Annotated in this window: 21 protein-coding genes; 3 read left to right on the top strand and 18 right to left on the bottom strand. The window is 49.7% G+C overall.

The features are described 5' to 3' along the window. Nucleotides 1-16: 16 nt before the first annotated feature. The 6 genes from alaS to cymR form a co-directional block, all read right to left on the bottom strand. Nucleotides 17-2,650, bottom strand: coding sequence for an alanine--tRNA ligase (alaS, locus tag AC1TPC_RS08840; protein ID WP_482066490.1), 2,634 nt, complete (start codon nt 2,648-2,650; stop codon nt 17-19). A gap of 354 nt (nt 2,651-3,004) precedes the next feature. Continuing rightward, a complete protein-coding gene (locus AC1TPC_RS08835; protein WP_482066489.1) occupies nt 3,005-4,075 on the bottom strand; it encodes an AI-2E family transporter in 1,071 nt (356 codons plus the stop codon). Nucleotides 4,076-4,232: 157 nt separating this feature from the next. Beyond that, nucleotides 4,233-4,430 (bottom strand): hypothetical protein, encoded by a 198-nt coding sequence (locus AC1TPC_RS08830; protein ID WP_053374838.1) that lies wholly within the window; start codon nt 4,428-4,430, stop codon nt 4,233-4,235. Nucleotides 4,431-4,443: 13 nt separating this feature from the next. Continuing rightward, nucleotides 4,444-4,980: a PRC-barrel domain-containing protein gene (locus AC1TPC_RS08825; protein ID WP_482066488.1), complete on the bottom strand. Its 537-nt coding sequence runs from the start codon at nt 4,978-4,980 to the stop codon at nt 4,444-4,446. 17 nt (nt 4,981-4,997) lie between these two features. Continuing rightward, nucleotides 4,998-6,152 (bottom strand): cysteine desulfurase family protein, encoded by a 1,155-nt coding sequence (locus tag AC1TPC_RS08820; RefSeq protein ID WP_482066487.1) that lies wholly within the window; start codon nt 6,150-6,152, stop codon nt 4,998-5,000. A 241-nt stretch (nt 6,153-6,393) separates the two neighbouring features. Further along, a complete protein-coding gene (gene cymR, locus AC1TPC_RS08815; protein WP_053374835.1) occupies nt 6,394-6,813 on the bottom strand; it encodes a cysteine metabolism transcriptional regulator CymR in 420 nt (139 codons plus the stop codon). Nucleotides 6,814-7,014: 201 nt separating this feature from the next. On the opposite strand from cymR, the gene mnmA reads away from it, so the two are divergent. Then, on the top strand, nt 7,015-8,148 hold the full coding sequence (mnmA, locus tag AC1TPC_RS08810; RefSeq protein WP_482066486.1) for a tRNA 2-thiouridine(34) synthase MnmA: 1,134 nt from the start codon (nt 7,015-7,017) through the stop codon (nt 8,146-8,148). Between the two features lie 77 nt (nt 8,149-8,225). Here mnmA and AC1TPC_RS08805 read toward each other — a convergent pair whose 3' ends face one another. Next, nucleotides 8,226-9,563, bottom strand: a complete 1,338-nt coding sequence (locus AC1TPC_RS08805; protein ID WP_482066485.1) for a hemolysin family protein — start codon at nt 9,561-9,563, stop codon at nt 8,226-8,228. Between the two features lie 379 nt (nt 9,564-9,942). On the opposite strand from AC1TPC_RS08805, the gene AC1TPC_RS08800 reads away from it, so the two are divergent. After that, a complete protein-coding gene (locus AC1TPC_RS08800) occupies nt 9,943-10,506 on the top strand; it encodes a copper resistance CopC family protein (protein ID WP_482066484.1) in 564 nt (187 codons plus the stop codon). Next, a complete protein-coding gene (locus AC1TPC_RS08795) occupies nt 10,506-11,591 on the top strand; it encodes a copper resistance D family protein (protein WP_482066483.1) in 1,086 nt (361 codons plus the stop codon). Before AC1TPC_RS08800 ends, AC1TPC_RS08795 begins: the two co-directional genes overlap by 1 nt. Before the next feature lie 96 nt (nt 11,592-11,687). Here the strand turns inward: AC1TPC_RS08795 and AC1TPC_RS08790 are convergent, their stop codons facing one another. The 11 genes from AC1TPC_RS08790 to recJ all read right to left on the bottom strand — a co-directional run bounded on the left by AC1TPC_RS08790 (nt 11,688) and on the right by recJ (nt 23,721). Next, on the bottom strand, nt 11,688-12,998 hold the full coding sequence (locus AC1TPC_RS08790; protein ID WP_482066482.1) for a replication-associated recombination protein A: 1,311 nt from the start codon (nt 12,996-12,998) through the stop codon (nt 11,688-11,690). A gap of 161 nt (nt 12,999-13,159) precedes the next feature. Next, nucleotides 13,160-13,264 carry a YdeI/OmpD-associated family protein gene (locus AC1TPC_RS08785; protein ID WP_482066481.1) on the bottom strand — a complete coding sequence of 35 codons (105 nt, stop codon included), beginning with the start codon at nt 13,262-13,264 and terminating at the stop codon, nt 13,160-13,162. Beyond that, on the bottom strand, nt 13,261-13,419 hold the full coding sequence (locus AC1TPC_RS08780) for a hypothetical protein (protein ID WP_482066480.1): 159 nt from the start codon (nt 13,417-13,419) through the stop codon (nt 13,261-13,263). The genes AC1TPC_RS08785 and AC1TPC_RS08780 overlap by 4 nt, the downstream gene beginning before the upstream one ends. Then, the gene (locus tag AC1TPC_RS08775; RefSeq protein WP_482066479.1) at nt 13,416-14,171 is read right to left on the bottom strand and encodes a tRNA threonylcarbamoyladenosine dehydratase; all 756 of its coding nucleotides are present in this window, start codon (nt 14,169-14,171) and stop codon (nt 13,416-13,418) included. Before AC1TPC_RS08775 ends, AC1TPC_RS08780 begins: the two co-directional genes overlap by 4 nt. A gap of 29 nt (nt 14,172-14,200) precedes the next feature. Continuing rightward, nucleotides 14,201-16,018, bottom strand: a complete 1,818-nt coding sequence (gene aspS / locus AC1TPC_RS08770) for an aspartate--tRNA ligase (RefSeq protein WP_482066478.1) — start codon at nt 16,016-16,018, stop codon at nt 14,201-14,203. A 44-nt stretch (nt 16,019-16,062) separates the two neighbouring features. Continuing rightward, nucleotides 16,063-17,310 (bottom strand): histidine--tRNA ligase, encoded by a 1,248-nt coding sequence (gene hisS, locus AC1TPC_RS08765; protein WP_482066477.1) that lies wholly within the window; start codon nt 17,308-17,310, stop codon nt 16,063-16,065. 689 nt (nt 17,311-17,999) lie between these two features. Further along, nucleotides 18,000-18,170 (bottom strand): hypothetical protein, encoded by a 171-nt coding sequence (locus AC1TPC_RS08760; RefSeq protein ID WP_482066476.1) that lies wholly within the window; start codon nt 18,168-18,170, stop codon nt 18,000-18,002. Between the two features lie 94 nt (nt 18,171-18,264). Next, entirely contained in the window at nt 18,265-18,708 is a 444-nt protein-coding gene (gene dtd / locus AC1TPC_RS08755) for a D-aminoacyl-tRNA deacylase (RefSeq protein WP_482066475.1), read from the bottom strand. 51 nt (nt 18,709-18,759) lie between these two features. Continuing rightward, nucleotides 18,760-20,940: a RelA/SpoT family protein gene (locus tag AC1TPC_RS08750; RefSeq protein WP_482066474.1), complete on the bottom strand. Its 2,181-nt coding sequence runs from the start codon at nt 20,938-20,940 to the stop codon at nt 18,760-18,762. Between the two features lie 191 nt (nt 20,941-21,131). After that, nucleotides 21,132-21,659 carry an adenine phosphoribosyltransferase gene (locus AC1TPC_RS08745; protein ID WP_482066473.1) on the bottom strand — a complete coding sequence of 176 codons (528 nt, stop codon included), beginning with the start codon at nt 21,657-21,659 and terminating at the stop codon, nt 21,132-21,134. A gap of 49 nt (nt 21,660-21,708) precedes the next feature. Then, nucleotides 21,709-23,721, bottom strand: coding sequence for a single-stranded-DNA-specific exonuclease RecJ (gene recJ, locus AC1TPC_RS08740; RefSeq protein WP_482066472.1), 2,013 nt, complete (start codon nt 23,719-23,721; stop codon nt 21,709-21,711). Nucleotides 23,722-23,727 lie beyond the last annotated feature (6 nt).

Genomic DNA, 23,727 nt, shown 5'->3' with positions numbered 1-23,727 from the left:
CGGATATACATTTATATCATATCACATTTGTTTGATTAAGAACTAGTTCTTCCGCAAGATTCAATGCTTCATCCAGCTTGGAAGTATCTTTTCCGCCTGCTTGCGCCATATCCGGGCGTCCGCCGCCGCTGCCGCCGCAGTGTACAGCAGCTTCTTTTACGATTTTTCCAGCATGGAAACCTTTCTTAATAAGGTCCGCCGAAACCGCAGCTGCCAGATTCACCTTGTCATCCGCGATAGCTCCCAGAACAATTACGCTTGACGGAAGTTTCAGCTTCAGCTCATCGACGATGCCGCGAAGCGCGTCCATGGAAGGAGCATTTACTTTCGCGCACAACACTGTAATGCCATCGACTGTTTTTGCAGTTTGCTCGAGCGAGCCCGCTTCGATTCGGCTTAGCTTCGCTTGCAGCGATTCGTTGTCACGAGAGAGTTCTTTCACTTGCCCGAACAAAGCTTCGATTCGTTTAGGTACATCGATAGTGTTCGATTTCAGAAGAGAAGCCGATTGCCTAAGCAGCTCGAGCTGGCCTTCCAAATAGTTATACGCATGTTTGCCCGTTACTGCTTCAATTCTTCGCACGCCAGATCCAATGCCGCTCTCGCTGAGCAGCTTGAATAGTCCAATTTGCGAAGTATTGCCTACGTGACAGCCGCCGCATAGCTCTAAGCTGTAGCTGCCAACCTGTACGACGCGTACAACATCGCCGTACTTCTCGCCGAACAATGCCATAGCGCCCATTTCTTTTGCTTCATTCAACGATTTCAGTTCGATCGATACAGCAATGCCCAACCAGATTTGCTCATTGACACGGCGCTCGATCTCAACCAGCTCTTCGGCTGTTATGCTGCCAAAATGCGAGAAGTCGAAACGAAGCCGATCTGCCTCTACAAGGGAGCCCGCTTGGTTGACGTGATCGCCAAGCACCTCTTTGAGCGCCTTATGAAGCAAATGCGTAGCGGTATGGTTTTTGATAACATCATCACGCACTGCGCTTGTAACGGTCGCCTTTGCTGTTTCGCCAGTGCGCACGGTGCCTGACGTTACGATTGCATGGTGTACGTTCTGGCCATGAGGCGCCTTTGTCACATCTTCGACCTGAAGGGCAAAGCCATTGCCTGTAATTGTTCCTTTGTCGCCGATCTGTCCGCCGCTTTCCGCATAGAAAGGCGTGCGATCAAGAATGACGACTACTTTACTGCCTTCAGCTGCGGCATCAACGAGCACATCATCTTGTACGATTGCAAGGATTTGAGACTCAGTTACCAGTACATTATAGCCAACAAAATCACTTTTAACCGTAAAATCGCCAAGCGGGCCGCCTTGAACCTTCATGCTGCCCGTATCTTGACGAGCTGAGCGAGCGCGCTCGCGCTGAGCTTCCATCGCTGCATCGAAGCCGGCACGGTCAACCGTCATACCGTTCTCCGAAGCAAAGTCTTCCGTCAAATCAAACGGGAAGCCGTACGTATCATATAGGCGGAATGCATCGTCGCCATTGATTTCTTTGTTGCCTGCTTTTGTAGCAGCTGCTACCAGCTCGGACAGCATAGTCAAACCGTCAGATAATGTCTCATGGAATCGCTCTTCCTCCGTGCGAATTACGCGCTCGATGAATTCGCGTTTAGCCACTACCTCCGGATAGTATACGCCCATTACCTCGCCGACGACAGAAGTAAGCTCATGCAGGAAAGGACGGTCGATGCCGATCGTTTTTCCATAACGAACAGCACGGCGAAGCAATCGGCGAATAATGTAGCCGCGGCCTTCGTTAGACGGCATTACGCCATCGCCTACTGCGAAAGCAACGGTACGAATATGGTCAGCGATGACCTTAAGCGCAATATCATGGTCTTCGTTCGCTTTATAACTTACCTTTGCAATCTGGCAGGTACGGTCGATGATCGGGCGGAACAAATCCGTATCGAAGTTTGAATCCACATCCTGCAAAATCGAAGCAAAACGCTCAAGTCCCGCGCCTGTATCAATGTTTTTGATTGGAAGCGGCGTATAGCTGCCGTCCTTGTTATGGTTGAATTGCGAGAACACGACGTTCCATACTTCTAGGAAACGCTCATTTTCCCCGCCTGGCCAGCACTCAGGATCAGACAGATCGCCATACTTGTCGCCGCGGTCATAAAAGATTTCCGTACAAGGTCCGCAAGGGCCCTCGCCGATATCCCAAAAGTTTTCCTCCAGCTTGTAGATACGTTCTGCAGGAAGGCCGATTTTTGTGTTCCAGAATGCGAAAGCTTCTTCGTCCTCTGGATACACCGTTACCGACAATCGGTTCGGATCAAAGCCGATCCATTGCGGCTCAGTCAGAAACTCCCAAGCCCAAGTAATCGCTTCTTCCTTGAAATAGTCTCCGATTGAGAAGTTGCCCAGCATTTCAAAAAAGGTGTGGTGACGGCGTGTTTTCCCCACGTTCTCAATATCGTTTGTGCGGATACATTTTTGCGAATTCGTAATCCGCGGGTTTTCAGGTATGACGCGACCGTCGAAATATGCTTTCAGCGGTGCCATGCCTGCATTGATCCAAAGCAAGGACGGATCGTTATGCGGTACGAGCGATGCGCTTGGTTCGATTTTATGGCCTTTGCTTTCAAAAAAAGCAAGCCATTTTGCCCGGATTTCACTAGCTTTCATTAGTATGAGCCCCCTTTAAATGATAAAACACAAAAACGCCCCTGTCATAGACAGGGACGAATAGATTCGCGGTACCACCCTGGTTATTGCTCTGCTGCATGCAGCATAAGCAATCGCCTTCATTAGACATTAACGGGTCCAACCGGTGAAGTTCATTCACACTCCGAAAAGAGCTTTCGGCCACCCTTCGTTATAAAAGCTCTCTCAACCATCGCCACAAGCTTCATCTAGAAGCAATAGCGAAGAAGCTTTCTCTCTGGTTAACGGGCATTGGCTTACTTCAATTCGTCAACGCTTTATCCACATATAAATGACACGATTATTTTAAAATTATAGCCACACGCTTTCCGCCTGTCAAATAATCTTTCTTCGCACATAATACGCGAACATATGCTGAATGATCACTTTGCAGGCTGCGAATATAGGAACGGCTAAAATCATCCCGACAATACCCGCAATTTCTCCTCCGACGAGCAAAGCAAAAATAATCGACAAGGGATGCATATGGAGCGTTCGGCCGACAACCTGCGGCGAAATGACATTCCCTTCGAGAATTTGGCATAACGTGTTAATGATCGCCACAAGTATAACCAGCTTGAGTGAAACGGTTGATGCCATCAGAATAGCGGGTGCTGCTCCAAAGAATGGTCCCAAATAAGGAATGACATTCGTTATGGCGACAATACTCGCAAGCAGCAAAGCATACGGCATCCCCACTAACATATAACCGAGATACGCAAGAACGCCAACAATAACACAAACCAAAAACTGACCGCGGATATAGCTGCCAAGAGCGGTATCGATATCTTTCAGCAGCCTGACTGTGTTTTTGCGATGCGACTTCGGTACGTACGTAATGACCGTTCGTTCAAATACGTCGAAGTCCTTTAAAATATAGAAAGCGAGAAACGGTATGATGAACGCAATGAACAGCGCATTGACCATCGAGCCGATATTGTTCACAAAATTAAACAAGCTCTCCGACAGCTTCTTCTCGATGTTAATGAGCGATTTATTGACACCGCTGCGAATGCTTTCCGGTAAAAAAGAAGTATTGTTTATGTCTGTAACGATGTTTTGGGCACGCATCGACAGCTCCGGCACATGACGGTTCAACTCCTGCACCTGCTCGATAAACATCGGTATCAAATTAACAAGCAGCACGGTAATGACCGCACAGAAGACTGCATAGATCAGCAATACGGCGATCGTTCTAGGCACCTTTCGATCATGCAGCATCGTAACGATCGGGTTCAGCACATAGGAAATGATCATCGCGATAATGAATGGCGCAAGGACAGCCTTCAAAAAAATGTATACGCTCACGATGAGCGGCTTTATAAGCAGCAAGAGAAAAATGGCGATCAAGCCTAAAATCAGATATATAAGCCATACAAACAGACGGCTCTTTGTGAAACGCTCCACCGTCCTCACCCCCGAGCATTCTTATTCCGGCTCTCCATAGGCTGGACAAGCGGAACTAATTCAGTATATGTACATGGGGTGAAAATCATCCTTGAATAGCAAAAAAAAGACGGCCGAAGACCGTCTCTTTATATTTTTATTTTTATGACAAAGCACATCAGTTGACGTGAATTTGCGGTATTTCCTCTTCAAAGAACAAGTCGTCGAGCGAGCTTAACGTGCCATCCTCTTCCACTTGGTAAACCGACATTTTGTCGCCGTTAACCGTCAATTCAATGAAGCACCCCCAGCAATAGAACTGGTGGGAACCAATCTTTCCGATATCTTTCGAATTGCAATTCGGACATCTCATCATCTTTCATTTCTCCCTATCCTCTGAAATTGGAAGCTGCGACAGGCTCCAATTCCGCTTCACTGACAGCAGGAACAATAATCGCGTCTTCCCCGAGCAACACACAATCCGGATCACTCGGCACCTTCAGCCATTTGCGCCCTTCCATCAGATCCGAAACAAAACCGTCCGTAAGCTCGTAGCCTACTATTTGTGTACCCTGATTTGGGTAAAAATAAACATCCGATACACGGCCAAGCTGCATACCTTGAACAGTAACAACTGGCAAATCCTTTAATTTCACTAATCCTGTGTAAAATGAACGCAGCAATTGCTTCGACTTCATCCTCGTGATCGCAGCTTCACTTGAAATAATAACGGTGTCATCCCCACAGGATAATACGTGTGACCACTCCACTACTTTCACAGATGAAGCAAACCACTTGGCACAATCGAGGATTAGCCCCTTCAACTGCCAATGCTCATCGAACCAAGCATCCTTGACGGTGCCGACCAGCTTGCCGGAATGGATAACGATAACGGGAAGCCCAATAAGCTGTTGAAGTTTAATCACGCTTAGTCGGAGTCCTCCTAGTAGTTATTACGAATACGCCTCACGATTGTTCCAACTTTTTGTGCGGCATCTTCTAATTCCTCTAAAGTATTCCCCAAACCGAAGCTAAATCTTACAGCAGATTGAATTTGTTCCTCCGGCAAATCCATAGCCCGAAGAACATGCGAGCGCTCAAGCGCGCCGGATGTGCAAGCTGAACCGCTTGCTGCAGCGATGCCTTCCATATCCAAATTCATCAGCATCGTTTCTGTATCGACGCCGATAAAGCTGATATTGACGATATGCGGCAAATAATGATGCTCGCTGCCATTTATCACGATTGGTGCTTCTACATGCGTTTGCAGCAGTTCTATCCATCTCTTACGAAGCTTGTCCATAAAAGGTTGCTTATTTTCCCGCTCGTTCACACAAATGTCAATAGCTGCTGCAAAACCAGCGATTCCGGCGATATTTTCAGTGCCTGCACGGCGCTTTCTCTCTTGTGATCCGCCATGCTGAATCGCTTCGAGCAGCGTCCCATTTGCGACATAAAGCGCTCCGACACCTTGCGGACCATTGATCTTATGCGCGGAGAAGCTCATCAAATCGACTGGCAGCTCATTTAGATTGTATTTAATCGTGCCCAACGATTGAATGGCATCAACATGAAAAATCGCGCCGCTCGCCTTCGCGATTTGCCCGATTTCTTCGATAGGCTGCAAGGTGCCCACCTCGTTATTTCCATGCATAATGCTGATAAGTCCCGTTTCCGGCGTGATAGCCGCTTGAACGAGCTCTGGAGATGTACGTCCATCGCGGTCTAAAGGCAATACTGTTAATGAGAAGCCTTCTTCTTTGGCAAGCCATTCGCATGTATGAAGAACGGCGTGATGCTCGCCCGCTGAAGTTATAATATGTGATTTGCCGCGCTTGCGCTGCGCTCTTGCGGCGCCGATCAAAGCAGCATTGTCGCTTTCCGTTCCACCGGAAGTAAACAATAGCTCCGCCGGCTTGCAGCCAAGGGCAGCAGAAATGGAATCGCGCGCGCGGTTAAGCTGCTGTTTCGCAGCTCGTCCGAGAGCATGCATGCTGGATGAATTGCCTCCAGGTCCCTGCATGAGCTCAAGCATGATGCTTGCGACGCTTGGATGCATAGGCGTCGTGGCGGCGTGATCAAAATAATGTATTTTCATAGGTCATCTTCCTTTAAATATTGAACAAGTATGTGTTTTCATGTACTAGAGTATAGCACAACCGCTATTGACACGCATTAAAGAAGGTAGTAAGAAACGAAGCAAGTGCATCCTCAGGGGATAGGTTGAAGGGTCCACTTCAGTGGACTTATGCTGTTAAATAATCGGAGGACTATATCCAAACAGCTATTGCTAGAGTGGGATGGAAAGGGCGATCAGACCGCCCTTCCTTCGCATCATTTTAAATATAGAACATATAGCTGTCAGGCTTGCCTTCATCTTCAAAGTTGATCAGATCAGCAAGCGTCGTCGAATCAAGCACCTCTGCAATGCTGTCGCGAATGCGCAGCCATAATTGACGTTTAGCCGGATCATCCTCTTCGGTAAAGTCTACAGGCGAGATAGGCCCTTCAAGAATACGGATGATATCCCCTGAAGTAATCGTCTCTGGATCTTTGGATAAAATATAGCCGCCATAAGCGCCTCGTATGCTTTTCACAAGTCCTGCATTACGCAAAGGTGCTACTAACTGCTCCAAATAGTGCTCGGAAAGCTGATTTCTCTCTGCAATGCTCTTGAGCGAAGTCGGGCCTTCACCAAATTTAGCCGCAAGCTCCATCATAATGGTTAAGCCATAACGGCCTTTCGTCGATATTTTCAAAATGGCACCTCTTTTATTTGTTTTATGGGCTGTTAATGAATGTGTCTGATCAGTAGGCTCTTAAATCATTGTATTCCCAGTTCCCTTATATGTTAACATATCAAACGACCATCGTGTGAAAAAAGGTTGACATCTTCATGAAAAAGTTTTCTGCCTATGTTACAATAGAATATGTTTGATTCAAGCAAGGTGGTGTTTACGATGGAAAAACCAAAAGCTTCGACAAGAGTGGTCGTCGGCATGTCAGGCGGCGTCGATTCCTCCGTCACTGCGCTGCTGCTGAAGCAGCAAGGCTATGACGTTGTCGGCATCTTTATGAAAAACTGGGACGATACTGATGAATTCGGCCACTGCACGGCGGAAGAGGATTCGGAAGACGTTCGCCGCGTATGTGAACAAATCGGCATACCCTACTATACCGTTAACTTTGAACGGCAATATTTTGATAAAGTATTCACTTATTTTTTGGATGAATACAAGCGCGGCCGTACGCCAAATCCAGATGTCATGTGCAATCGTGAAATCAAGTTTGGCGACTTCCTGCAGCGTGCCATGGAGCTTGGCGCCGATTATTTGGCAACAGGCCATTATGCACAAGTGGAGCGTACGGAAGACGGCGTTACGAGGCTGCTTCGCGGGGTGGATTCGAACAAGGATCAAACCTATTTCCTAAGCGCCCTTAATCAGAAGCAGCTGGCGAAAGCGATGTTCCCGATCGGTCATATTCCGAAGCCTGAGGTACGCCGCATTGCCGAGGAGGCTGGTCTATATACCGCTAAGAAGAAAGACAGCACCGGCGTATGCTTTATCGGGGAGCGCAACTTCAAGACGTTCCTCAGCGGCTATTTGCCCGCGCAAGCAGGCGATATGATCGATATCCAAAGCGGCGAGAAGAAGGGCCGTCACGACGGCCTCATGTATTACACGCTTGGACAGCGCCAAGGACTCGGCATCGGCGGCTCAGGCAACGGCGAGCCATGGTTCGTAGCCGACAAGGATTTGGAGAGCAACATTTTATACGTCGTACAGGGCGAGCAGCATCCAAGTCTCTACTCCGAGAGCCTGACGGCTAGCGGCATGAACTGGATTGTACCGGTAACCGAAGCCGGAACGATCCGCTGCACAGCCAAATTCCGCTATCGCCAGCCGGATCAGGGCGTCAGCGTAACGTACAATTTGGATGGCACGGCAAATATCGTATTCGATAAGCCGCAGAAAGCGGTCACGCCTGGTCAAGCGGTCGTCCTCTATGACGGTCAGGCTTGTCTTGGCGGCGGTACGATTGAAACCGTTCAAAAGATTGACGCTGCATCAGCACTCGCTAAGCAGGCATAACAAGCTTTTGACAAAACAAGGCTGCTCAAACGCAAGATTTTCGATGCGTCTGAGCAGTCTGTTTTTTTTCAAAACTTTTAACCAAAATGCTGATCATTCAGCCCTCCCGCTCGTTCACCGATCTTGCGAATGATAAGCCGTGAAATACGCAGATGATCTGTCTCTTCAATGATGAACTCGAATTGCTCCGCATACTTCACGCGCTGGTTGTTAACCGGAGGAATTTCAATCTTCGAATAGATCCAGCCGCCGATCGTGTCGTAATCATCCGTTTCGATATCAAGACCGAAGAAGCTGTTCACCTCCTCGATAAGCATGAGTCCACTGACCGAGTAAGTGCCATCGTCCTTTTTTTCAAGATGCTCGCGTTCCTCGTCAAATTCGTCTTGGATTTCGCCAACGATTTCCTCCATGATGTCCTCTAGCGTTACCAAGCCTGAAGTGCCGCCATACTCGTCGATCAATATCGCGATTTGAGACTTTCGCTTTTGCATCAGCTTCAGCAGCATGCTAATTTGCATCGACTCGGGCACGGTCGTAATCGGCCTCGTAATTTGTTTTATATCTTGCAGGCTATGCGTCGTATCCTTGAGCAGGTCCTTGATATGAACGAAGCCAATAATATTATCCTTGTCATTCTCGCAAACCGGGTACCGGGTCAGCATTTGCTCCAGTGCAAGCCTCTTGTTCTCTTCAAGCGAATGACTCGTATTTAAGCAAATCATTTCCGTGCGGGGGATCATAATTTCGCGTGCATTCGTTTCGGTAAAATCGAAAATATTATCTACGAGCGTAAGCTCCGTATTGTCAATGAGTCCATTCTTGTGGCTTTCCTTCATCAAAATACGAATTTCATCCTCGGTATGCGCGGCATCCTTCTCGGTCGCCGGTTCTATGCCAATTCGCTTCAGAAGCTGATTGGCCATGCCGTTAAGCACCCAAATGCACGGGTACATGATCTTGTAAAAGTAGATGAGCGGAATCGCCGTTAACAGCGTAATCCTTTCAGCTTTGCGGATAGCTACCGTCTTAGGCGCCAACTCCCCTAATACGATGTGCAGCATTGTAATGAAGGAAAAAGCGAGGATGAAGGAGAATGTATGAATAAATACCTCATGGCGTATGCCGATATAGCTAAAAATCGGCACGATTAGTTTGGCTACGGCCGGCTCGCCAATCCATCCAAGCCCAAGCGATGCAAGCGTAATGCCAAGCTGACAGGCGGACAAATAGGCATCCAAATTACCCGTCAAAAGTGAGGCATGCTTGGCCCGCGAATGCCCTTCGGAAGCGAGCGTATCAATTCGGCTCCCTCGCACCTTCACCATTGCAAACTCGGCCGCTACAAAAAAACCGTTCAGAAAAACCAAAAACAAAATTAGCGCCAGGGACAAACTAACCGGTAATGGGTCCATTCAACGATATCCTGTCCTTCGCATTAGGGGCAATTGCCATGCGATGACAGGTACACCTCCCTTTGGAACAAAGATACGGCGATCTTTGTGTAATGTAAGAGCTCTCCAAGTTGCCAAGCCGCCGCGTCAAACGGTAATACCGCAAGGTTAATCCGTTCTACTGACTGTAATTATATGTATTCGCCATAGGCTAGCCTTAATACGCGGATTCTCGTCTCGACTCGTGTTATTTAATCAGCCGGCATAGCAGACTTCAACAAATGTTCATAAAGCCGCTACGAAATGCTCATTTAATGTTAAGCTGACGCTTCGCCGTATCTGTTATAATGCAAAAAGCTTGAGTAACAGATTAGATAAAAAACCAGTAGGAGGATTACAAATGAAACGGATTTTGCTTATATGCCTGGCAGCTCTGTGGCTTGTCCCCGGCGTTGCTCTTGCCCATTCCAAACTAGAAACCGCGGTGCCTGCGCAGGGTGCGACGGTTAACATCTCTCCAGAGCTTATAGAGCTTACCTTCAACACCAAGATCGAGAAGCTAAGCAATTTTAAAATAGTGAATGCCGCTGGCGAGGAAATGGAGAAAGATAAGGTCGAAGTCAGCGGAGTGACGATGAGCGGTGCTTTGCCAGCCTCTCTGCCAAACGGCATCTACACCGTAAAATGGACCATCATCGGGGCAGACGGCCACTCTGTGGAAGGCGATTACGCGTTTACGGTCGAAGCGCCAGTCGTGACGGAGGAGCCTTCAGGTGAACCGGGAGCTACGGCCGAAGCGCCTGCTGAGACGGCTGCGCCGACTGCTTCTCCAGATGCAGACAATGCCGTGAATTCAAGTGAGCCAACAACGGATAACGAAGGTACTAATTATACGCCCGCTATCATTATTGGAGCGATAATAGTGGTTGCCGCACTCGTATTGTTCATGCGGAGGCGCAAATAATGATTTATATCAGCGAAGGCCTTCTATACATTTGCTTCGCTATTCTGACGGGAACCCTGGTGCTGCGGCTTGTGCCGGAGGACAGAAGGCCCTCCCTTCAGGTACCGAACGGATTGCTGCTCGCATGCGCGATAGCGATTCCCATTTTGTCATATGTTCCCATCCATAAGCTCGCACTCGTTTTTGCCAAAGACTTTGATATGACATACGGCTCGATTCTCAAAAGCATTTTGCTCGATATCAATACCGGCAAGGCATGGGTGTGGACAGCGATCGGTTCTGTGGGACTAGCGTTTCTGCTCGGGCTCAAGGCGTTTCGGGGAGACAAGCATATGCCTAAGGTTGCTTTGTTTGTCACTTTTTTGCTAATCGTATGGTTAGGGTATGCAGGTCATGCATCTTCGCTTTACGGCTTTAGAGGATTAGTTACCCATTCCGCCCACTTCCTTGCCGTAAGCGTATGGATCGGCATCTTATTCGTCATAAGCTGGTTTTCCACGGATAATGCGAATTGGCATGCGTTTCTGCGCTGGTTTTCGCCGGTCGCGATTATCTGTGTTCTTGTAACGCTTCTAGCGGGCATCGTGCTCATGTCATTCACGACTCCCGAGTATGTGAACGCTTGGATGCTGCCCTATGGGCAAATGCTCCTTATCAAGCATCTATTGATTGTGCCATTGCTGCTATTTGCCTACACGAACGGCTTCGGATACAAAAAAATAGCAAAAAGCGACGCTGGCTTCAACCCAAGAAGATGGCTAAAAGCGGAAAGCATCATCGCGCTGCTCGTACTCGCGGCAACTGGCATCCTAGGACAGCAAACGCCGCCTCATAAGGTGAAAGAGACGCTGCAAACCGTCTCTCCGTCACCGTTATTCACATCGATCTACAAAGGCAGCTTTAGCCCTGACATCGCTTTAAAATTTACGCTGCATTTCGAGAGCATACTCATGCTCGCCGCAGCTGCGCTGATGGCTGGAGGCTTAGTCTGGATGTATCGCACGAATAAGCTTATCCCTGCTTTCTTGATGGGTATTTTGACAGCTGTATTCGGTTATTTCGGACTTATGTTTTCAATTGCTTAAATCTCATATGGCATGTAAAAAGGGACACTTCCTATTTATTTAGGAATGTCCCTTTTTTGTGTATCCCGATGAGTGTTTATTGCTCCAGAAACCCGATCACTTGCCTTTGCGCTTTTGCTGGTTTTGCTTGATTTTATCTTCCATTCCTTGCTCAGTAGCCTTGTAAAAGGTCATTCCGCCTAGTCTCTCAGGCAAATACTGCTGCGCTACATAATGATTCGGATAGTCATGAGGATATTTGTACCCCTCATGACCAAGCTGCTGCGCTCCCTTATAATGCGTATCCCGCAGATGAAGCGGCACCTCCGCTCCTCCTGCCCGCTCAATAGCCGCCTCCGCATTGCTGATTGCAATAGCCGTTGCGTTCGATTTAGGACTCTCTACCGCAAATAGAATCGCCTGTGAAATGTTGTACTTCGCCTCTGGCCAGCCAATCTTGTGATAGGCATCCATCGCGGTTACCGCTTGAATCATCGCTTGCGGATTCGCGAGCCCAATATCCTCGCTGCAAGCGACGATCAGCCTGCGGATAAAGGTCATCGGGTCCATGCCCAGCTTCTCGACTGCGTACAGAAACCAAAAGAGCGCCGCGTCGCTTGAACCGCGAACGCACTTATGAAAGGCCGAAAGCACATCATATTGCGTCGACAGGTCGGCGCGGATCGATGGCTTGCGAATCGATTCCTGCGCAACCTCAAGCGTTAAGTTAACCGATCCGTCCTGCTCCGATGGCGTTGTGACCGCTGCCAGCTCAAGCGCGTTGAGCGCGCGGCGAATGTCGCCGCCCGACATAGCAGCAATATGGTGCAGGGCATCCTCATCGGCTCGCAGATCCATAAATCCGAGTCCACGCTCCCGATCGGAAAGCGCCCTTCGCATCGCTTCATAGGCATGCGCCTCGCCAAGTGGTTCCAATTGAAATAAGGTCGAGCGGGACAGCAAGGCGCCATTTACATGGTGGAACGGATTTTCCGTTGTCGCCCCGATAAAGATTATAATGCCCTGCTCGACAGCCGGCAGCAAAGCATCCTGCCTCGCTGTATTGAAGCGGTGCACCTCATCCAAGAAAAGAATCGTCTTCTTGCCGTACATCGCTTTATTCGTGCGAGCCTGATCAATGACCTCGCGGACATCCTTAACCGAAGCATCGACCGCGTTCAGCTTCACGAAATCGCCTGCCGTACGCAGCGATATAATATGAGCCAGCGTCGTTTTTCCGCAGCCTGGAGGACCATATAGCAAAATAGACGATACCTGGTCGCCTTCAATGGCTCTGCGCAGCAGCTTGCCCGTTCCTACAATATGCTCTTGTCCAATATATTCGTCCAGCGTCTGAGGCCGCATGCGGTCTGCCAGCAGCCTTGCACGCGGCATTTCAGCCTCCTGTTGATAAGAAAATAAATCCATTTCCGCTTCCCAACCTTCTGCAATCTGTTACATCGATCATAGCATACAAGCACATTTGTTCGCCAGATACGCGCTTTTGCAGGCTGCAGCTAGAGCGCAAAACAGCCGTACCACAGAAAAAGCGCATAAGCTTTTTCTGCAGCACGGCTGCTTGTTGTTCCTTATTTGTCGAATGGAGATTTGAGGCCTCTCGCTAGCTTATCGACTGTAGCAGCTACCCGATTCGCACGCGTTTCCTCGCGCTTCGCATCGGTAATCCACTTCACAAAGAAAGGACAAAATCATACTGGGTATCCGTCTCGGCAACTGTAGCATCTGCATTCAAACCTAGCACAGTCAAGTAATGTTCAGAAGGCGCCTTATGCACAAGCGCCTTCATCTCCGGCGTTAATCTCAGCTTTTTGACAAGCGCTTCATTCACAGCTCAACTCCGCCTGCAACAAGCAGGTCGTTTACGACGACGCTGACCATGATCAGACCAGCAACCGGCGGAACAAACGCATTGCTTGCCGGCGGCTGCTTAGCCTTGCGAATCTCAGGCGCATTCTCAGGAACGATCTTCTTCGTGACATCCTCACGCGGCTTCATCGGAGTTTCGGTCGAGAATACGACCTTAACCCCGCGCTTGATGCCTTCCTTGCGAAGCTTCGTGCGGATCACACGAGCCAACGGGTCGGTATGCGTCTTCGAAATGTCAACAACCTGGAACTTTGTCGGGTCCATTTTATTTGCTGCACCCATGCTCGAAATGATCGGGATTTTGCGTTCCAAGCATTGCTTGATCAAATGTATCTTATACGAAATCGTATCGGATGCATCGACGACATAGTCGAGCGGATATTCGAAAAACTGCTCAAACGTTTCTTCCGTATAGAACATCCGCAAAGCTACGACGTCGCATTCGGGATTAATAAGCTTAATCCGGTCGCGCATAAGCTCCGCTTTTGGCTGACCAACGGTAGTCGTGAGCGCATGAATCTGACGATTGACGTTCGTAATATCGACAACGTCCTTATCTACGAGAATTATGCGGCCTACTCCTGTCCGCGCAAGCGCCTCAGCAGCTATGCCGCCAACGCCGCCGATGCCGAGCACGGCAACCGTGCTCCCCTTCATAAGCGCAAGCCCCTCTGGCCCAATCGCCAGCTCTGTCCGTGAAAATTGATGAAGCATCCGGCTGCCGCCTCCTTAGCGCAATTCGCTTATTTTTCGTTTGTTTCCGTAGAAGCTGCAGCTGCTGCGGCAACCGGCTGCTTCGGTTTAAGCACCGTGCGGATATGAAGCTGCTCAAGCTGTGAAAGCTCGACCTCGGACGGCGCATCGCAAAGCAAATCGGTCGCGCTTGCCGTTTTCGGGAATGCAATCGTTTCACGCAGGTTCGTGCGACCGGTAAGAAGCATAACCAGACGGTCAAAGCCGAAAGCAATACCGCCATGTGGAGGCGTACCGTATTCAAATGCATCAAGCAGGAAGCCGAATTTCTCTTGCGCCTCTTCCATGCTGAAGCCAAGCGCTTTGAACATTTGCTCCTGTACTTCACGCTTGTAGATACGCATGGAGCCGCCGCCTACCTCGTAGCCGTTCAGAACAAGATCGTACGCTTGCGCACGGATTTGTCCCGGATCTGTATCGAAGAAGTGCAGATCGTCTTCATTCGGACGCGTGAACGGATGATGTTCGGCAACATAACGCTTCGCATCCTCATCCCAGCCGAGAAGCGGGAAATCAACTACCCATGCAAATTTAAATTTCGATTCGTCGATAAGACCAAGATCTTTGCCCAGCTTCGAGCGAAGGTTGCCAAGCACGTCTGCAACTACTTTTTTCTTGTCCGCAGAGAAAGTCAGCAAATCGCCCTCTTCTACTTGCAGGCGCTCTGTAAGAGCGGCAATCTCTTCCGGTTTAAGGAATTTCACGATCGGACCGCGCCATTCCCCTTCCTTAACCGTAATCCATGCAAGGCCTTTACCGCCGTAACGGGCAGCGAATGGCTGCAAGTCGTCAAGCTCCTTGCGGCTCCAGCTTGCACACCCTTTAGCGTTCAATGCTTTTACAACGCCGCCGCCAGCTGCTACGCTCGCGAATACTTTTACATCGCTGCTTGATACGATATCAGTGATATCTTCAATTTCCAGGCCGAAACGCAGATCCGGTTTGTCGGAGCCGTATTTGTTCATCGCATCTGCATAGGTGATGCGTTGGAATGGAAGCTCAAGCTCTACGCCAACCGTTTCTTTTAGAAGCTTAGCCGTCAGCTCTTCCATCATGGCAAGCAATTGATCCTGCGACAGGAAGGAAGTCTCGATGTCGACTTGCGTGAATTCCGGTTGACGGTCTGCACGAAGATCCTCATCGCGGAAGCAGCGTGCGATTTGGTAGTAACGCTCGATACCGCCAACCATCAAGAGCTGCTTGAAAATTTGCGGCGATTGCGGCAAGGCAAAAAACTCGCCTTCGTGTACGCGGCTCGGCACCAAGTAATCACGCGCGCCTTCCGGCGTGCTTTTTGTAAGAATCGGCGTTTCTACATCGATGAAGCCTTCTCCGTCTAGGAAGTCGCGGAAAACTTTAGCCGCTTTCGAGCGCAGGAACAATGTTTTTTGCATTTCTGGACGACGCAGATCCAGGTAACGATATTTCAAACGAAGCGACTCATCTACTTCTACGCCGTCTTCAATTGGGAATGGAGGCGTTTTTGCAGCGTTCATCACTTCGATTTTGGTAACGCGCACTTCAATTTCACCAGTTGCAAGGTTCGCGTTGTACGTTTCTGCATCGCGCTCAACGACTGTACCTTGAATCGCAAGAACGAATTCGTTGCGGGCACGGTCAGCAATCGCCAATGCATCGCCAGAGAAATCCGGATTGAAAACCGTTTGAACGATGCCCGAACGGTCGCGCAAATCGATAAATAGTACGCCGCCAAGGTCGCGACGACGCTGTACCCAGCCGTTCAGAATGACAGTTTGACCAACGTCCGCTTTCGTTAAACGGCCGCAGTGATGTGTTTTTAACAACATAATAATCATGCTCCTCATTTAGTTAGATTGTTATTTGGTGAAGCTTAACCGCTAATTTCATCAGCTAGCTTATCTAATGCTACGACTCGCTGCTCGCCTTTGGCCATATCTTTAAGTGAAATTTCTCTGCGCTCAAGCTCATCATCGCCGAGAATAGCTGTGTAACGCGCCTGAAGGCGATCTGCCGACTTCATCTGCGCCTTCATCTTGCGGCCTAGATAATCGCGTTCTGCACGAATGCCGCGCTGTCTAAGCTGGTAAACAAGCTTCGTCACCTCACGCTCTGCCGCTTCGCCAAGCGCAACGACATAAACATCGACCTGATTGATAGCCGGAAGCTCCGTTTCCTGGTGCTGAAGCAGCAGGATCGTTCTCTCAAGGCCAAGGCCAAGACCGACTCCCGGCTGATCCGGTCCGCCGATATCCGATACAAGACCGTTATACCTGCCGCCGCCGCCGACGGTATCGATCGTACCGATGCCCTCAGCCTTGTATTCGAAGGCCGTATGGGTATAGTAGTCGAGTCCGCGAACGAGCCTGTGATTGAGCTCATATGGGATGCCCATATCGCTTAAATACATTTTAACTTTGTCAAAATGAATCTGGCATTCCTCATCCAAGCTGTCCAAAATCGACGGCGCGTCAGTAAAATGCTCCTGATCAACCTTGCAGTCAAGCACGCGCAGCGGATTGCGGTCCATGCGCGATTGGCAATCCTTGCATAGCAGCTCGCGCTTCGGCTCAAGGAAACCAAGCAGCCGCTCGCGGAATACCGCGCGGACAGCTGGCGTACCAACCGAATTGATCTCAACGCGTACGCCCTTCAGGCCTACCTCCGTGTAGAACGTATAACCAAGCGCGATAACCTCTGCGTCGATAGCAGGATCAACCGAGCCGATTGCCTCTACGCCAAATTGGTGCAGCTGGCGATAGCGACCTGCCTGCGGACGCTCATACCGGAACATCGGACCGATGTAATACAGCTTAGACACATCTGGCTCGCCGTACAGCTTGTTTTCCACATACGACCTTACAACGCCTGCGGTCCCTTCCGGGCGCAGCGTTAGGCTGCGGTTGCCGCGGTCTGTGAAGGTGTACATCTCTTTCTCCACGATATCGGTCGTTTCACCTACACCGCGCTGAAACAGCTCCGTCGATTCAAAGATCGGCGTGCGAATTTCGCGAAAGTTGTAACGCTGGCAAATATCGCGCGCTTTCTGCTCGACATACTGCCATCTCTCTACTGCGCCAGGCAAAATATCCTGCGTGCCCGGCATTTTCTGAAATGCCATTGAATAACCCCTCCTGCCCGCTTATACAGCCGTTTAAAGTTCGGAAAACACAAAAAAACTCCCGTTCCTCATAGCTTGCGCCAAAAGGGACGAGAGTGAATCTCCCGTGGTACCACCCACATTTCGAGCCTGCATCACATGCGTTCGGCTCGCTCCAAGACGGTTAACGTCCGTCATCCGCAGGCCAGCTACTTTGCTTCTGTCACAGGCCATTGCCTGCTCCTATCTGCCGTTCACCGTCTGTTCTCCGGGAAGTCTGTTCATTCTGCCGTTATAAGGATGCTTGCAGCCAAGTGACATCCCTCTCTGGGTATAGCGCGTAGAATTACTTTGTCCCATCCTTGAATCGTTATGTTCAACCGCTAAACGTGCACATCCTGTTCGGATGGATTCAGCCGTTCATGCTAGTCATACTAAAAATTAATATTACCTCTGAGAGCGATTAAAGTCAAGATCGATCTCTATCGAACGCAGCCCAAATACAAATGGGCAGAAAAAAACCTACAAAACGTGTTTGTAGGTCCAAAAGTAAAATATATTTTTAAAAAGGGGGTCGAGTTCTAGTATAGGTTAATGATGTTAAAAAGAAGTTAGAGATTGATTACAGAAATATTACAATTTCGAAAGCGTTTTTACGGTCAGCATAGAAAACCGCCCTAGCAGTTAGCTCGGACGGCTATCTAATCCATCTATAAAAGGCCCGAATGATCGCGGCGCGGCTGCTGCGGGAAGCCAGCCCATTCTTCTGCCGCTTCAATATCATCCTCTAGCTCGGCAAACACCTTGGCTTCTCTTCGGTCCGGATGCAGGAGCCTCCGGGAGATTCTCTCGATGCCTTGCTCCTTGCGTGATTGATGCATAAGTGGGATTCCTCCAATAGGGCATTCTGCTCGCGATGGGTTGAATTGCTCCTTCCGCAAAGCCTCATGTCTATTGTTTCCCACGATTGAATTCTTAAGCGCCGCTCTCCAAAATAATCGTAACAGGACCTGAGTTGACAAGCTCCACGTCCATCATCGCACCGAAGCGGCCTGTCGCAACGACGAGGCCCAAAGAACGCAGGTTTTCGTTGAACGCATCGTACAGCTGTTCCGCTTGCTCAGGCCTTGCTGCCGCCATAAAGTTCGGCCGCCTGCCTTTGCGGCAATCGCCATAAAGCGTAAACTGCGAAACCGACAGCACCTGTCCGCCGATATCCGTAACCGAATGGTTCATTTTGCCTGACTCGTCCTCGAAAATACGAAGATTAGCAACCTTGTCCGCCATCCACTTGACGTCTGCCTCCGTGTCCTCATGCGTCAAGCCGATTAGCAGAACGAGGCCAAAATCAATTGCGCCGACTGCTTCGCCCTCAATGACGACCTTTGCCTGCTTGCTGCGCTGTAAAACAACCTTCACCGCTTAAACCTCCGATATTTGCTTCACCCATTCACAGCATGGGCCAAACGTCTATTGCATAATACGCTGAACAGAATAGATCTCCTGAACGCGTTTTATTTTCTCTACGACGGCATTGAGATGCTCAATGTTGCGGATAAGCACCGTTATATGAATAAGCGCCATTTTATTTTTAACCGTCCGACCGGTTACGGCTGAAATGTTCGTTTTGCTCTCCGACACCGCCTGCAGCACTTCATTCAGTAGCCCTCTGCGATCGCTGCCGGTAATCTCGATATCAACGCTGTAATTGGCCTCAATGGATTCTTCCCACTCGACCTCTATGACGCGATCTCCCTCTTCGCCTTGATCACCGAACGGAATGTTCTGACAATCCATCCGGTGGACGGAGACTCCGCGGCCGCGCGTAATGTAGCCAATAATCGGATCGCCTGGAACAGGATTGCAGCAGCGAGCGAACCTGACAAGCAAATTGTCGATCCCTCTTACCGTCACGCCTTGGTTAGGCCTAGACTTCCGATTGCCCGGAGACTTAATCTCCTTCACTTCGCTCGTCAGCTCCAGCTGGCTTGCCAGCTCGGCCTCCTTGCGCATCTTCTCGGTAAGCTTCGTGCAAATTTGCGCTGCTGTAATGCCGCCAAAGCCGATGGCCGACATCATATCTTCAATATCGTTAAAAGCAAACTTCGCCGCAGCCTCCTGCAGCTTATCGTCCTGCAGCCAAGCAGACGGCTCAAGGCCAAGCCGCTTCAGCTCGCGCTCAAGCAAATCCTTGCCCTTCGCTACATTTTCCTCGCGCCGCTCCTTCTTGAACCATTGCCTGATCTTGCTGCGGGCATGCGAGGACTGTGCGATTTTCACCCAATCCTGACTTGGCCCATACGAATGCTTTGACGTTAAAATCTCGACGATGTCTCCGGTCTTCAGCTTATGGTCAAGCGGAACGATCCGCCCGTTCAGCTTTGCGCCAATCGTCCGGTTTCCGACCTCCGTGTGAATGCGATATGCAAAATCAAGCGGCACGGAGCCGGCAGGCAGCTCAATCACTTCACCGCTAGGCGTAAATACAAATACGAGATCGGCAAAAAAGTCCATTTTGAGCGATTCCATAAATTCAGATGCGTCGCGCGCTTCATGCTGAAGCTCCAATATTTCGCGGAACCATGACATTTTGTCCTCAAAGTTGCCTCCAGGTACAAGTGACCCTTCTTTGTAGGCCCAATGAGCCGCGATTCCGTATTCCGACGTCCGGTGCATTTCCCAAGTTCGAATCTGCACCTCGGTAGGCTCTCCATTCGGCCCTATAACGGTCGTATGCAGCGATTGATACATGTTCGCCTTCGGCATCGCGATATAGTCTTTAAAACGACCTGGCATCGGTTTCCATAGCGTATGAATAATGCCCAGCGTCGCATAGCAATCTTTGATGTTGTCGACGATAATACGAATCGCAAGCAGATCATAAATTTCCGTAAATTGCTTGTTCCTGTCGGTCATTTTTTTGTAAATGCTGTACAAATGCTTAGGGCGTCCGGAAATATCTCCTTCGATGCCCATTTCATCAAGCTTCTCCGTTATACGGGAGATGACATCATCAATAAATTGCTCGCGTTCCGCGCGCTTCTTCTTCATCAGATTGGCAATGCGATAATATTGCTGAGGATTCAAAAAACGAAGCGCTATATCTTCCATTTCCCACTTGATCGCCGATATACCAAGACGATGCGCAATGGGGCAAAATATTTCCAATGTCTCGTATGCGATACGCCGCTGCGCTTCTTCCGATTGAAACTTGAGCGTGCGCATATTATGCAGGCGATCCGCTAATTTAATGAGAATAACTCGAATGTCCTGAGCCATCGCGACAAACATTTTACGGTAATTTTCGTTTTGCTGCTCTTCTTTGGAACGAAATTGAATTTTTTCGAGCTTTGTCAGACCGTCTACCAGCATCGCACAGGTTTCGCCAAATTTCGCGCGCACCGTCTGCAAATCCACTGTCGTATCCTCAACGACATCATGAAGCAATGCCGCAATAATCGACAGCACGTCCATTTGCATATCAACAAGTATATCTGCAACCGCTACGGGGTGCAGGATATACGGCTCTCCCGATTTCCTCACTTGTCCGTGATGGGCTTGTTCCGCAAAGTCATAGGCTTCCTGGATGCGTATAAGGTCCTGCTCTTTCATATAGGCGGATGCCTTCTCGAGTAAATGCTCAATGCCCATGAAACGTCCCTTTCTGTTTACACTCCTGGCGGATCCCATTCATGCGTTTTCCGAGTTTTTATAATATTATGCCTGTTATAGCAGCACCACGTCAACTACTGGAGAGTTTCTGTAATAAAATAAAACCGCCTGCCCTCGCGATTGAGGGAACAGGCGGCGTATTTAGAGATGGTTTTTACCGCTTCATTTTCTTAGTAAGTCATTAGCGAGAATACGTCGATTCCCTCTAGCTTCTCGCGACCCGTAAGATACGAAAGCTCGATTAGGAATGCCGCACCAACCACTTCGCCGCCAAGCTGGCGAATCAAATTAATCGAAGTAGCAATCGTACCGCCAGTTGCCAGCAAATCATCAGCAATCAATACGCGTTGGCCTGGCGTTATAGCATCCTTATGCATTGCGAGCTGATCCTTGCCATATTCCAAATCGTAAGCAGCCGTAATCGTCTCGCCTGGAAGCTTGCCGCTCTTGCGGATTGGAGCAAAGCCTACGCCAAGCGCTAATGCCAGCGGAGCGCCAACTACAAAGCCGCGCGCTTCAGGTCCAGCAATGATGTCGATTTTCATGTCCTGAACAGCGACGCGCATTTCTTCAATGGCAGCGCGGTAAGCTCCGCCGTCTTTCAGAAGCGTTGTAATATCTTTGAATCGGATTCCTGGAAGCGGGAAATCTGGAATTACCCGGATGTAATCTTTGAAGTTATATTGCGTGTTGGACACAAGAGGTCAACCCTTTCCATTTCAACTAATTTGTTTTAAATTTTATACGCTATACAGATAGTTGTGAAGCTTCAAATTGCTGTTTAGCCTCTCTATACCTGGCTGAAGCTGATAAATCTCGTTTTTGCGGCGACGCGGCTGCAATCATTTGTCCATTCTCGCGTTCAATGAACTGCAGCTCCTCGAACACACCCAGAATGAGCTCCACCGTCTCTAAGGATAAACCGCATTGCTCCGATAAGCGAGCGTTTAATCCTTCCAGCGGCGCCTGCCCAAGCTTCTTTAGCAGCTGGTAGACTTTCCCGAAATGCTCGCGCTCCGGGAAATCCGCCGCTGCCGGATCAAAGTGGACATCATGCAGTTGAAGCTGCGGCTTGCGCTGTCCATTCCAAACGTTGACGGACAGCTCGCCGACCACATCGATCTTGCTGCCCGGCTTTAATTGATCCGCCAGCATGCCCATGCTGAAGCCAATACCATCCAATGCGCGGCGTCCGCTGCCTAGCGACAGCTTCAAGTGCTTCGATTCCTTGCCGATTGTACGCCGATCTGCAAGCTCAGTCCGATGGAATAACAGCCTAGGGGAAGGATTGCCCATCCCGAAAGGCTCCAGCTGCGAAAGCTCAGTAATCGTCTCAAGCGTTGCTTCGTTTACCGAGCATACGAGATCAACCGATGTTTTTGGAATCCAATCATCAGCGCTTAGCCATTCGGAAGCGAGTGCGCCAAGCCGTTCTTCGAGCGCAGCCAATCGATCGCGATGGAGGCTCATGCCCGCAGCAGCCTGATGACCGCCGTAATGATCGAGCAGCTCGTCGCAGGCTGTAAGCGCCGCATGAAGGTCATAGCCCTCTATAGAACGCGCAGAGCCTTTACACATCCCTGTCTGCTCATCTATGCCAAGAATAATAACCGGCTTATAATTTCGTTCAAGCAGCTTCGATGCTACGATACCGATGACGCCCACATTCCAGCCTTCGCCTGCCAGCACGATAACGGACGGCGAATCAGCCCCAGCCGCTTCAGCCTCCGCAACCTTTGTCTGCCACTGCTGCTCCGCTTCCTTCACGATACTCTCTACAACGCGCTGTCGTTCCTTATTTAAGCTGTCCAGCCCGATTGCAGCCAAGATCGCATTGTCGTAATCCTCGGTCGTGAGCAGCTCAACCGCCCGCTTCGCATGATCCAGCCTGCCGGCGGCATTGACGCGAGGCGCCATTCCGAAAGCTACGCTTGTTGCGGTTAGACCTTCCAGCTCGATGCCGCCTGCCTCCGCTAAAGCCCGGAAGCCTACGCTTGTATGGCTGCGCAGCCTCTCAAGACCATACCTCACTAGAATTCGATTCTCGTCCTTAAGCGGCATTAAATCGGCAATCGTTCCGAGGCAGACGATGTCAGCCCACTCCAGCGGCGGCCGCTCAAGCAAGGCATGCGCCAATTTGAATGCGACGCCAACGCCTGCAAGCCCTTTAAACGGGTAACCGCATCCCTCCTGCTTCGGATTAACGACTGCGCTCGCTTGCGGGATTTCCTCTGGAGGCTCATGGTGATCGGTTACGACGACGTCGATGCCAAGCTGCTTCGCATATTCAATTTCTTGAACAGCGCTTATGCCTGTATCGACCGTAACGATTAAACCGATTCCTTCCTCAGCCGCAAGCTCGATCGCTTTTTTGTTCAGTCCATAACCTTCCAACGCACGATGAGGAATATAGTAGTCAAAATTATATTGCAGAGAGCGAAATAAATGTACCAGTAATGAAGTGCTTGAGACGCCGTCCGCATCATAATCGCCATAAATCCGAATTTTCTCATTGCTCACAGCAGCCCTTTTAATCCGTTCGACAGCAGCCTTCATTCCTAGCAATAAATAAGGATCATGGAAATGCTCCAGCCCGCCTCGCAAAAAACGTTCCGCTGCTTCGACGTCTTCGTAGCCGCGCTGCACGAGCAGCCTTGCAACAAGCGGCGGCACGCGAAGACTAGAAGCTAAACTTTTCGCTTTATCCTCATCGGTTAAAGACCATGGCGCTACAGCCCATCTTGTTTTCCTTTGAATCATGTTGCT

Source organism: Paenibacillus sp. Y280, assembly GCF_056786335.1.
This window is presented reverse-complemented; position numbering and strand designations above follow the sequence as displayed.